Source organism: Eisenbergiella tayi (assembly GCF_001881565.1).
Classification (GTDB): Bacteria; Bacillota; Clostridia; order Lachnospirales; family Lachnospiraceae; genus Eisenbergiella; species Eisenbergiella tayi.
Map to the genome: position 1 here is coordinate 470,590 of NZ_MPDJ01000001.1, position 12,032 is coordinate 482,621.

The 12,032-nt window shown below is 45.9% G+C and carries 10 protein-coding genes; all 10 read right to left on the reverse strand.

The features are described 5' to 3' along the window. Nucleotides 1-23: 23 nt before the first annotated feature. Nucleotides 24-1,712, reverse strand: coding sequence for an AAA family ATPase (locus BLA28_RS01975; protein WP_071698868.1), 1,689 nt, complete (start codon nucleotides 1,710-1,712; stop codon nucleotides 24-26). Between the two features lie 136 nt (nucleotides 1,713-1,848). Beyond that, nucleotides 1,849-2,304, reverse strand: coding sequence for a hypothetical protein (locus tag BLA28_RS01980; protein WP_044970695.1), 456 nt, complete (start codon nucleotides 2,302-2,304; stop codon nucleotides 1,849-1,851). Next, entirely contained in the window at nucleotides 2,301-2,765 is a 465-nt protein-coding gene (locus BLA28_RS01985; RefSeq protein ID WP_069155816.1) for a DUF3990 domain-containing protein, read from the reverse strand. The genes BLA28_RS01980 and BLA28_RS01985 overlap by 4 nt, the downstream gene beginning before the upstream one ends. A gap of 263 nt (nucleotides 2,766-3,028) precedes the next feature. Further along, nucleotides 3,029-5,104, reverse strand: a complete 2,076-nt coding sequence (locus BLA28_RS01990; RefSeq protein ID WP_069155817.1) for a glycoside hydrolase family 127 protein — start codon at nucleotides 5,102-5,104, stop codon at nucleotides 3,029-3,031. Nucleotides 5,105-5,134: 30 nt separating this feature from the next. After that, a complete protein-coding gene (locus BLA28_RS01995; protein ID WP_044970697.1) occupies nucleotides 5,135-5,968 on the reverse strand; it encodes a carbohydrate ABC transporter permease in 834 nt (277 codons plus the stop codon). Beyond that, nucleotides 5,965-6,867, reverse strand: a complete 903-nt coding sequence (locus BLA28_RS02000) for a carbohydrate ABC transporter permease (RefSeq protein ID WP_044970698.1) — start codon at nucleotides 6,865-6,867, stop codon at nucleotides 5,965-5,967. The genes BLA28_RS01995 and BLA28_RS02000 overlap by 4 nt, the downstream gene beginning before the upstream one ends. Nucleotides 6,868-6,924: 57 nt before the next feature. After that, the gene (locus tag BLA28_RS02005) at nucleotides 6,925-8,352 is read right to left on the reverse strand and encodes an ABC transporter substrate-binding protein (RefSeq protein WP_071698869.1); all 1,428 of its coding nucleotides are present in this window, start codon (nucleotides 8,350-8,352) and stop codon (nucleotides 6,925-6,927) included. Between the two features lie 138 nt (nucleotides 8,353-8,490). After that, nucleotides 8,491-10,308, reverse strand: coding sequence for a sensor histidine kinase (locus tag BLA28_RS02010; RefSeq protein ID WP_069155820.1), 1,818 nt, complete (start codon nucleotides 10,306-10,308; stop codon nucleotides 8,491-8,493). Next, nucleotides 10,301-11,104 carry an AraC family transcriptional regulator gene (locus BLA28_RS02015; protein WP_069155821.1) on the reverse strand — a complete coding sequence of 268 codons (804 nt, stop codon included), beginning with the start codon at nucleotides 11,102-11,104 and terminating at the stop codon, nucleotides 10,301-10,303. The genes BLA28_RS02010 and BLA28_RS02015 overlap by 8 nt, the downstream gene beginning before the upstream one ends. 16 nt (nucleotides 11,105-11,120) lie before the next feature. Next, on the reverse strand, nucleotides 11,121-11,921 hold the full coding sequence (locus tag BLA28_RS02020; RefSeq protein WP_071698870.1) for a response regulator: 801 nt from the start codon (nucleotides 11,919-11,921) through the stop codon (nucleotides 11,121-11,123). Between the last annotated feature and the right edge of the window lie 111 nt (nucleotides 11,922-12,032).

Genomic DNA, 12,032 nt, shown 5'->3' on the forward strand with positions numbered 1-12,032 from the left:
GTCACTTTCTTATCCTATTATGCTTATTCTGCCATAACCCTGCACAATTTCTTGAAAAAAGATATGCCGTAATAAAGAAATGTGTGGTACCCTTCCAACTTCAATTCTGCGTCATATTGCTTTTCTTTTATCTGGCACAACGCCTCCTGAGCGCTTCTGTCTAACTGCGCAAAGGAATCTGCCATCTTAAGCTCCATAATTATCGCAACCCCTTCGTATGGCGGAGACAGAAGGAGAAGGTCGCTCCTCCCAAGGCCGCTTTCCCGGTTCGACTTTAACGTGTAACCGTCCATCATTTTCAGCAGACCGGCCAAAAACCCATGGTAATAATCCTCCTTATAGTCATAGAAGCTAATCGTCTCCATCAGTTTTTTTGATATTTCCCGTTCCAGCACCCCTGTTTCCTGCTTCAATAGCCCACCGTACAAAGCAGAAAAATCTTTTTTCTTTATACTCTGGCTGAACCAGTCTAAAATTGTATTCCGGTAAATCAGTTTTACCTCCGTGTTTGGCACCGCCAAAGTCAGGTAAACCATCTCCCCGTCAAATCTTTCAGACAGCTTTTTCAGATACCCTGTAAAAAACAGGAAATTCCACAGGTTATCCTCTGTTTTATAAACCTCGTCGTAGGTAATGTCCTCATGCACCGGTTTTTCTATACTTCCTCCGGCAATCAATTCTTCCATTTCCTGTTTCACACTGCCGTCCGCCCGTTCTACCAGTTCCCGGACGATGCTGTTGGAAGAGGTATTCGCCCAGTATGGCTTCGGAAATGCCCCCTGATCTGCTGACACTGCTTTCACATAATTTATTACACTCCAGGGATTGTACACCTCAGTATTTCCGAAGAGATATCCATCATACCATTGTTTTACTTCATCACTTTTGCCTTCAATCCCATAATCACAAAGCATGCTTTCTACCTCTTTTGGGGTAAATCCGAAGTACTCCGCATAATTCTTATTCATGATCGAGATTATTTCAAGGTTATTCAGCCCTGTAAAAATACTCTCTTTTGTTACCCTCAGGCATCCGGTAATAACTGCAAACTCCAGGTTCGGATTCGTTTTCAGCGCCGATTCAAACAGTGAACGGATAAAATCCGTCATTTTCTCATAAAAACCCTTAAAATAAGCATTCTCCAGCGGCACGTCATACTCATCCAAGAGGATAATGACATTTTTGCGGTATACCTTTTTCAGGCAGCGGGTAAGAAATTCCAGCGCCGTGGCATACTCTATCTGAGAAGCCCGTTTCCTTCTTATACGAATATACTGCTCTTTTTCTTCCGGTAACAAAATATCTCCGCTTATGATATAGTTATGCCGGTCAAACTCTTTGGATATCTCATTCACCACCGCATCAAAAGCCATTCCAAAATCCGGCTGTTTTGAAGACTTCAAAGAAAGACTGATAACAGGGTACCGTCCCAAATCCTTTGCATAGCGTTCACCGGCATCCATGATTTTCAACCCTTGGAACAGCCCACTGTTATCGGTTTCAAATCCGCCCGGATCATGTCCTGCCTCAAAAAAATATTTGAGCATACTAAGCTCCAGGGTTTTACCAAACCTCCTCGGACGGGTGAAAAGTTTTACTTCGCTTCTGTTATCCAGTATCTCTTTAATAAAAAGCGTTTTGTCTATATAATAAAAATCGTTTTCCCTTAGTTTCTTAAAATCATCAATCCCTATGGGCAGCGGCTTATACATTGGATTTCCTCTCTTTCTATGTTTAGATTATATCCTGTTTGTTCTTTATCCGCAATGGCTCCCTTCCGGACTACACAGGATACAGCTGAACGGTAACCCTGAGCACTGGTGATTTTCTGCCGCACACGTAGTTTCTTCATTCAATTTTTCCATCCAGAAAAGCGTTTAGGATATTCTGAGGAGCATCATAATAGAAGCTGCTGTTGTAATCCTCAATTTTATCAGTGACAAAAGAATGATAAGCTTCAAAAAGTGCATCTATCACAGATATTCTCTTTTCTCTCGAAATACCCAGAATCAGCCGTTTATAAATTTTGCCAATATCCCAATAACTCGGAACGGCATATTTGGCGGCGGAAACATTATCGAAAGTTCCTTCTTTCAATCCGTATTTTTCTATAAATTCATCGCTGACCGTTTCGATATTATCACTGTGGTAAACATCAGCTAAGTCATATATTTTTTCAATTGCAGTTCTGCCCAGGCAATCCACTGTGTCAGATCTTTTATTTTTTGTCTTTCTTGCTATATATTCGATCAGACTGCATGTGAAAAACAAGTCATTTTCTTTTCCATCTTCTCTTCCCGTCATTTCACAACCTCCTCTCCTGATACGAATGTAAGACATTTCAAGCTTTCTGAAGAGCAGAAATTAATCTGATGGGTTGGATACTTAAATCTTGCCAAAGACCAGAACTGCTCTCTCGTAATTATACCATCAATATAATCTGCAATATAATTATAAATCTGATCATTCGCCATTGCACCGATAACCAAATCATAATCATGCGGTACACCATGACGGCAGGCGATAATGAAGTCCAGCCATTTCTCTGTCATCTCTTTAAATTCCAGAATTTTAAGACTGGTATTCATACGGACGGTATATATATTCACAACTGGCGTATCATACCGTTTTGCCCAGCGTTCTGCCTGCTCACGGATGACCGTACAGTAAAATCCGGGACCAAAATCCTTTGTGTTTTTACCCTTGATAATCTCAGGCACCACTTTGGTAGTATAGCTGCCATGATAAACTGTCATTTTTCCCATCCAATCGACCTCCATTCATATTCCGTAATTTTCACTGATTAAATTTTTTATTGGTTACCAGCATGCCTGCACTTCTATGTTATAAGGATATAAACTTATGCTTATCATACTCAGATTATTTTACACATACAAAATACATCAAGTCATCTTTTTCGTAAAGCAAAACAGGTTTTTCCCATTTTGTTTCAGGGAAAAACCTGTTCTGCGCAAAAACTGTCCGCATTAAATTGGCCTTCTTACCTAATTAAAAGTCATCATACTTCTTATTGATATCTCCTGTATAAACGTCCTTCCCAACCGATAAGATCCACCTCGCCGTTACCGGTACCTGCTCCATGGGCGGCAAAGCCTGCTGCATCCTCTACTCTTTCTTCCTGCCTTTTCCCGTCTTTTCTCTGGCGGAGCCATACATTCATTTTGCCTTCTCCCCGGTTATTCCACAGATAATAGGGAATTGCCCTGAATGGCTTTCCTTCTGCGGTCACACCTTCGATTACACGTATGCCACCGAACAGGGAAGATTCCTCTGTTACAAGCTTTTCATCTCCCAGCTCCACATCCGTTCCTTCCGGATTATCCGCTTCCTCAATACAGTACAGAAGCGGTCCTCTCAACAGGGCAACCCTTCCGCTGTCCGCCGTTACAAAAGGATGTGCTTCCACTTTGACAGCAGGCAGTTCCATGGCAATCCGGACCACATCTCCATCCTGCCATTCTCTCTCCATAAGAAAATATCCTTTTTCCACAGGGCAGTCCGCTTTCTCACCATTCACCAAAACTGTCATTTCGCCTGCCCAGGCAGGCTTGCGCACTGCCAGAATAAATTCCGTTTTTTTCTCTGGATGAAGGACAATGCTGTTCGTACCGCCCCAAGGCAGCCCACACTCTTTCTGTTCCACGGCAATTCCCACGCTTCCGCCGTCACTGCATGTAAGCATCCCCTCATAGCGGCTTCCCATATGCAGATTTACATACAGCCTCCCCGGAGCCAGACCGTAAATATAATCCTGCAGGCAGGCCATTATTTTCAGGAACATGGGCGGACAGCAGGGACAGCCATGCCAGGACCAGCGCGAGCGGTCACCATCGCTGACAAGTGGGTTTTCATAAAAATAATAAGTGCCGTCCTCCGACAGACAGGGCAGTACATTATTCATTACCGCACATTCCAGTACATCCATATATTTACTGTCCCCGAAGGCACGGTGCATCTCACCTGCCCAGAAGGCCAGCGCCGCACCAGCACAGGTTTCCAGATAAGCATCATTAGGCAGATCATATTGGTAACCGAAACGTTCCTCATTATGTACCGCCCCGATTCCCCCACTGATATGCAGCTTGGTCTGCTCCATGTTATCCCACAGCCGCTTCGCTGCCTTCAGATATTCATTAGTGCCTTCCACGCCAGCCTCCATGGATGCACCAGTTTCCGTGGATGCGCCAGCTTCCATGGATGCGCATGCTTCCATGCCTAACGCCGTAAGCCCGGTATACATCAGCGCCGCTCTGACCGCATGCCCCACCACCTCGGACTGCTCCGTAATCCGACAGTGATCCTGGGAATACTCCCCCATATAATGCGGCATGGAATATCGATCCTGATGCACGCCCCTGTGATCCATCCAGAATTTCGCCAGCCGGAAATACCGTTCCGGTTCCGCACAGACTCCATATTCCTCTTTCATTTCCCCGGCCAGCCCCGGTTCCTCCTGAAAAAGCCGGTACAGCTTAATCACCGCTTCCTCCGCCAGGGAATGGGCCGGAACAATATTTTTGCCCGGGTATCCAGCCGTACCGGGATCCGGGATCATAACCCCGCACATGCAGTTCACCGCTTTCACCGCACATCGCAGCAGCCCTTTCTTTCCGGTCGCTTTGTAATAATGAATCCCTGCTTCCGTGAGACAGCCGATATTATAGGTCTCATGCTGCCATATCAGGCTTCCCCCGTTGCCTCCCCATCTCTTATCCGGGCAGATCAAGGTGGTATAGGTATTGATGTAACCATCCGGATCCTTCTCCTGGGCCGCTGAAATAATTTCTGTATAAGCCTCTATTTTCTTATCCAGTTTCTCGTCATAATTAACTGCTATGATATCGCTGATGCCGCGAATCACTTCGCAAATCAGTCCGTCATACCAGGGCGGTCCCACATGGCTGCCGCTCTTTCCTTCAATGACCCACTCATAATTTTTCATAATGCCTTCTTCGTGGTCATTTTCAAATTTGTTCAGAACATCCCAGACCGTCACTCGATGTATTTTATCAAGCTGACCGGCCCAGAAACCATCCGTCATCTTTACCTGCCTGTGGGCAGGGCGTTCCACTGCTGCGCTCATTTCTCAATCCTCCTGTCCGTTTTTTCCCGGCTAACCCTTAATACCCGTTGTTGCAATTCCTTCCAAAATATGCTTCTGTCCGAAAAAGAAGACGATTACGGCAGGCGTCAGCACCAGCACGGAAGCCGCCATGAGAAGGTGCCACTGCGCGCCGTAACTCCCCTGAAAAAGCTGTAACCCCAGAGACAGCGTATATTTCTTCTCTTCATTCAGATAAATAAGCGGCCCCATAAAATCATTCCAGCTGCTCAGGAAGGAAAAAATACCTACCACTACCATCGCTGATTTGGACAGCGGCAGAATTATTTTCCAATATACCTTAAAGTACGAAGCCCCGTCCACATAAGCGGCCTCATCCAGTTCCCTGGGAATACTTAGAAAAAACTGGCGGAACAGGAAAATATTATAAACACTTCCTCCGAACCAGATGGGAACGGCCAAAGGCACCAGCGAATTGGTGAAGCCCAGCCTTGACCACATGACAAAAGTAGGTATCATTGTCACAATGGAGGGCATCATAAGGCTGGTCAAAATAATCATGAACACCTTATCCCTTCCCGGCCAGCGAAGCCTGGAAAAGCTGAAGGCACAGAGTGATGCGGCCAGAATGGATCCTGCTACATTTGAAATTACCACAATCAGTGTATTCAGTAAATACCGGAAATACGGCATGACCTCCAGCGCATCCTGATAATTGGTAAATACAACCGGATCCGGTATCATAATGGGCGGCATGACAAAAATCTGTGCCATATCCATAAAGGAGCTCCGAAGCATCCAGTAAAAAGGAAACAGGCAAATCAGCGATCCTGCAATCAAAAACAGATACAATATCACCTTTTCCAGCGCTATTTTCTTTTTCATTTATTCTTCACCTCCCCTTCATAAAACACCCACATCGCCGAGGATTTGAATACCAGCATCGTCATGATGAGGATAATGAGGAACAGAATCCACCCCAGGGCGGATGCATTTCCCAGATTTCCGTACTGGAAGGCCTCCTTATACATATAGTACACATAAAACAGCGTGGAATTATTCGGCCCGCCGCTGGTCATGATATAAGCCTGGCTGAATACCTGGAAGCTGCCGATAAAACTCATAATCAGGTTGAAAAAAATAGTGGGCGAAACCATTGGCAGCGTTACACTTTTGAGCTTATGGAACCAGTTCCCGCCGTCCACCTCCACGGATTCGTACAATTCCTTCGGCACATTCTGCAGTCCCGCCAGAAATATAACCACAGTACCTCCCACAGTCCACAGACTCATCAGCGCAAGGGAGGGGATTACTGTCTTTTCATCATAAATCCATCTGCTGGCAGGAAGATGAACCGCATGTAATATGGCATTCAATATTCCCGTATCCGGATCGAACATCATCATCCAGACAATGGAGGATGCCACCGCCGGCACAATTGTGGGCAGGTAAAAAATAGTACGGAATATGGAACGCCCTTTAATATTCGCATTCAGCACCAGCGCAATACAGAATGCAAAGATGATTTGAAGAGGAACGCTTAAAAGCACATAATAGGCCGTAACTCCCAGAGATTTATAAAAGTAAATATCCGTACCGTCAAACAGATGCTTAAAATTCTCAATTCCCACAAAGTGCATCTGCGCCCCGATCACATTATAGTCCGTCACGCTCAGTACCAGACTTATCACCAGGGGGGAAAGCACAAAGATGAGAAATCCGAGCATAACCGGAAGCGCGAACAGAATGCCGAAGAAAGCTTCCTTTTTTCTTCTCTTTGTCATAAGACCGACTCCTTTCTTGTAAAAACAGCCGGGAAAACCCGGCTGTTTTATTCCCTCTTAAGGTCTGGGGTATTTTCCCTGTACCTGCGCGTTCATCTGATCCTCCACAGAAGTGATGGCTTCTTCCACCGTCATTTCACCCAGCCAAACCTTATCCAGCTTGGGATTCAGGACGTCCATAATTTTAGGGAAATTCTTTATGGAATAGGTAAGCGCGGGTTCACCGTTCTTGAAACCGTTATTCATGATAGCATCCACGTAACCGTCCGGATGCGCCGGATTATTTCTTGCCCATCTGTCAATCAGCGCTTCGTCCTCATACCATTCCCTGAGTACGGGCATCCACAGTCCTGTCTCAATAAGTTCCATGGTATATTCGGTATTCATGAAGGCCTTCTGCAGCTCCCATGCTTCCTCAGGATGCTGTGTTGTTTCAAAAACCACCACGGGTTCACCCATTGCGATTGTCATGGGCTTATCATACATTTTAGGCGGTATTCCCACACCGAAGTTCACTTTATTCGCTGATATTTCCTGAAGCGCCCATTGTCCGTCCCATACCATCGCCACCTTTTTGGATGCCAGAGCTGTAGCTCCTCCCGGCAGATTCTTGGACTGAACCGGTGAAGGCGCCACATGATATTTGGTAATCAGGTCTGCAAAATTCTGCATGGCCTCCGCACCTTTGGTGCCCAGAAGATTGACTGCCGTCCCATCCTCATTCAGGAAATCCTGCCCGCAGTATGTCATGGCATAGCTCACCATATTGGCGCCGCTGGGAGCAAAAAGCCCGAACTGTTTGATATTCTTTGGATCGAAGTCAGGATCCTTCGCATTTCTTCCCTGATTGTCAATGGTAAGCGTCTGGCAGACATCCAGAAATTCTTCCCAGGTCCAGGCTTCTTCCTCTGTTGTGGGTACCGTAATCCCTGCTTCTTCAAACACATCCCTGTTATAAAAAAGTCCGAATATTTCCAGGGAACCATTGACGCCGCATGCCTTCCCGTCATCCCACCAATAAACTACCTGAGATAAAATATCGTCAATGTTGACTTCCGGATCATCTGCCGCAAAATCCATCATGTTTTTCAGCTTCCCTTCAGAAGCCCACTGCAGCGCCGTATCTCCATTCAGCAATGCCACGTCCGGCCCCTGATTGGCAGCGATCATAGTGGTAAGCTTGGTATTATAATCTGTAGGAATATGAATATATTCCACTTCCACATTCGGATGTGTCTTTTCAAACTCATCTATAACATTCTGCGTTGTCTTTTTCTCCTGCGGTCCGCCCCATCCGGTATAGCGAAGGACAATTTTTTCCCCGTTATCAGCGGCTTCCTGTTTCTCTTCTCCCTGCGCTTCATTTACCGATGCTTCCGGCGCCTTCGTATCCGTATTTCCCGATGTGGCTTTACTTCCCCCGCATCCCAGCATACTGAGTACCAGCACGGATACCAACAGACAGGATATTATTCGTTTCTTCATTACATACCTCCCGATTTTCTCATAACCTGTAAAAAGTAACCCCGGATTCAAGCGGCCGCTTTTAATCCTTGTTATGGACTTATTATAACGTTATCACAGGAGTACGGATATTCTAATATCTTAGGCTGGTGGACAATTTTAGGATCCTTCCCTTTTCTCTTTTTCCTGCAGCGGAATCCGGATTCGTATACGGGTACCTTTTCCGGGTTCGGACATAATTTGCATGCTTCCTCTCTCACCATACAAAAGCTGGATACGCCGCTGTGTATTTTCAAGTCCTATGCGATGGTAATCCCCGTGCATCGCCTTCTCTATCTCTTCCCCGCTCATTCCGCAGCCATTATCCTCCACCTCCAGAATAACAGCATCCGTTTCCGCCGCACCGCGTATATACAGACATCCGCCGCTTTTCATATCCCTGAAGCCATGGACTACGGCATTCTCAACGAGCGGCTGCAGCAGAAGCTTCGGTACCTTATACTGGCCCAGCTCCCTTTCCACCTCATAAACGACCTTGAATTTCCCCTCAAAACGCATCTCCATGATATGCAGATAATTCTGCAGCCACAAATATTCTTCACTGAATGCTGCCAGCTCCTGTTTGTTTCGGAAGGTATACTGCAGCATGTCTGAAAGACAGAGAAGCATTCTGCTTATTTCCTCATTTCCTTCCTCCAGGGCCATCATATTGATAATATTCAGCGTATTATAAAGAAAATGAGGGTTCATCTGCAGATTTAAAGCCATGATCTCCGATTCCCTGTTCCGGATCTCACTCTCATAATTTTCTTCGATCAGAATCTGTATCCGCTCACTCATATCATTATATTTTTCCGTCAGATACTGAAGCTCATCCCTCCCGTTGGTGGCAAGCCTGACACTGAAATCCCCTTTTCCCACCTGCTTCATGGCTCCTACCAGCTTTTCGATGGGAAGCGTTATTTTGCGGGCAAAGATTTTGGAGACAAGCATCGCCAGAATAAAAATAAGAATACCTAAAAAGACAGTGAGCATCTGCAGGCTGATCACATTATGCACCAGCCCCCTTACAGGCGTTATCGACGCAAAAACCCAGCCTGTCACCTGGGATACCTCATAGCAGACCAGCATCTTCTCTCCCTGATAGCGCAGCACCATATTTCCGGTTTTGTCCGTAATGTGTTCCAGCCAGGGCAGCTCCTGAGTGGTTCCTGCTTTGGAGGAATCCGAATGAGATACAATTTCCCCTCCCATAGATGAAATACAGAACTGGGAATTTTCAACCGAGTTGCTGGATTCAAACATTTCCCTTATCAGGTTATCCCTGAAGCTTATAACCAGCACCGCATTAAAATCCTCCGAAAGAGCTTTGGTATCCGAAGGCTTTTCCGGATCGATATAAGTGGGATTCAACGGCTGTATCATGGAATAAACCGTAGGATTTTCCACAGCATAGTCCAGCCCGAAGGTATCCTTTACCACATAGGTTGGTACCCACTGCGCCTCACCCCGGTGCTCTCTGAGACCTTCCCACAGCGCGGAAGAAAAGAAATTATTAACCGGCACCTTCAGTTGGGAATTGTCCCCGAATATGAATTTTTCCGTCATGACAGTGGTCGTGACAATATCATCGTCCACAAAATATTTCTGCAGCACCGCCTGGATTTTTTTATCCTTGATAAGCAGTTCGGAATCCGGTACCGTATCCACATCACTCAGCAGGCTGTACATGTCCGCATCCACATTAAAATTCACGGCGCTTTCCTGTATATAGCTCATCTGTCTGTCAATCAGCTGCGTATTCTTCACCACCACATCCAGAATGTTTTTCTTGGCAATATCTATAATGCTGTGGTAGGATACCCCGTAATAAGCGATGCCAATTGTCAGGGAAGGGAGCAGGATCAGAAAAATAAAACACAGCCTCAGCTTGTTCTGCAGATTCAGGCTGTTAAAATACTCTTTCAGCTTATTCATGGGTTCCCCTCCTGATTTTTATGATCTCTTCCCGGAACTGCATAGGGGTAATCCCGTTTTCCTTCTTGAATACTCTGTTAAAATATTTCACATCCTCATAACCTGTTTTGCGGGCGATTTCGTATATTCTGAAGTCCGTTTCCTGAAGCATGGCCCTGGCCTTTTTCATCCGCACCTCAATCAGGTTCCTGGAAAAACTGTCTCCCGTAATTTCCTTCACCAGATTGCTGAAATAAGTAGGCGTCAGCGCAAACGCCGCCGCAATATCTTCCAGCGGGATATCCTCGCTGTAATGCTGCTCTAAATAACTCCTGAAACGCTCTGCAAAGCCGCTGTTTCTGTCCTGTTTTTTTTCTTCTGTTTTCTTAACCAGAAGCTCCAGCAGGGCATAAAGCTTATTTTTGAAAGCGCCTATATTTTCTTCTCCGTCCTCCTGCTGCCAAAATTGCTCAAAAGCATCTTCCATTTGGAAAAACAGGGAAATATGCCTGAAAAGACTCTGCAGCCCGCTTCTGAATTTATCCGGTTCCGGGTATCCGCCGTCAAGACATCTTTGGATGATTCTGTCTGTCAGACAGCACGCTTCCCCATAGTCCGTATTCTTTACCGCATCCTTTAATGCTTCCTCCTCCGCCAGCCCGATACCAAACTCTGCCGGAGAGTTGGACAAAATAGTTTTTGCCGAGAGCACTGCTGCCTCAGGAAAGTAAAAATGGTAATCCATCACATTTACAGCGCTTCGGTAACATTCCTCGATCTGCAGGAAGAGGTTGTCTGCCGTCTTGCCCAGACACATTAAAATCTGCTTCTGTTTATACCCCCCCCGAAAAAACAGGGAAGGAATCCGCAGGATTTCCCCTCTCCAGCAAAGCCGCCGCGTCACTTCCCGCCCTTTTTAACGTGACTACCGTAACCATAGTATCCGGCAGCACATGGCTGAAAAAGGATAAGGAATGATAATTTAACTGCAGCAGTTCCTTAACCCACCATTTTATCCGGTACTTTGTTTCCTCCATTTCTTCCTTTTCCACTGTATTGCTCCATTCCTGAAAGCCCTTCAGCCGGGTAATAACCACATTTCCCGGTTTGCCGCAGGGTATGATTTTCTCGATTTCCTTCCTGTCCGCCGCAGATAACCTTCCGTAAACCCACTGGTTCAACTGCTGCTCCATATATATGGGAAGCGTTATATCAAGCTGCTTGCGCATCTCCTCCTTCTGGCTGGCAAGAAGCCTCTCTTCACTGATTTCCTGAAAAGCCTTTTCCAATACCGCGCGCATCCGATCCGGATTCAGCGGCTTCAGCAGATAATCCAGCGCTCCCAGAGTCAGCGCCTTCCTTGCATATTCAAATTCAGCGTAACCGGTCAGCAATATTACCTTAATTCCCGGATTTTCCTTTGCTGCCTCTTCCATAAACTGCAGCCCGTCCATTTCAGGCATACAGATATCCGTGATAATGATATCCACCTCATTACTATGAAGGAACGCAAGCGCTTCTGCCGCCATGGTAAAATCCCACACCTCCATATCCCCCTGAAATTCCCTCAGCAGAATATTCTTCAGCCCCTTACACTGACGCACCTCATCATCAATAACCATAACTCTCCACATAATCCGCCCTCTGCTTTTTCATACATTTTTTTCAGTGTAGCACAGTTATTACAGGAATGCCATAATATGCCTCCAATGCCGGTTCTTGTTGCTAATTTGGTGTACTCGCAC

Bases quoted from the DNA above. Each gene is read 5' to 3' on its own strand.
- BLA28_RS01975 (WP_071698868.1), bottom strand. From the start codon at position 1,712: ATGTATAAGCCGCTGCCCATAGGGATTGATGATTTTAAGAAACTAAGG.
- BLA28_RS01980 (WP_044970695.1), bottom strand. From the start codon at position 2,304: ATGACGGGAAGAGAAGATGGAAAAGAAAATGACTTGTTTTTCACATGC.
- BLA28_RS01985 (WP_069155816.1), bottom strand. From the start codon at position 2,765: ATGGGAAAAATGACAGTTTATCATGGCAGCTATACTACCAAAGTGGTG.
- BLA28_RS01990 (WP_069155817.1), bottom strand. From the start codon at position 5,104: ATGAGCGCAGCAGTGGAACGCCCTGCCCACAGGCAGGTAAAGATGACG.
- BLA28_RS01995 (WP_044970697.1), bottom strand. From the start codon at position 5,968: ATGAAAAAGAAAATAGCGCTGGAAAAGGTGATATTGTATCTGTTTTTG.
- BLA28_RS02000 (WP_044970698.1), bottom strand. From the start codon at position 6,867: ATGACAAAGAGAAGAAAAAAGGAAGCTTTCTTCGGCATTCTGTTCGCG.
- BLA28_RS02005 (WP_071698869.1), bottom strand. From the start codon at position 8,352: ATGAAGAAACGAATAATATCCTGTCTGTTGGTATCCGTGCTGGTACTC.
- BLA28_RS02010 (WP_069155820.1), bottom strand. From the start codon at position 10,308: ATGAATAAGCTGAAAGAGTATTTTAACAGCCTGAATCTGCAGAACAAG.
- BLA28_RS02015 (WP_069155821.1), bottom strand. From the start codon at position 11,104: ATGTGTCTGGGCAAGACGGCAGACAACCTCTTCCTGCAGATCGAGGAA.
- BLA28_RS02020 (WP_071698870.1), bottom strand. From the start codon at position 11,921: ATGTGGAGAGTTATGGTTATTGATGATGAGGTGCGTCAGTGTAAGGGG.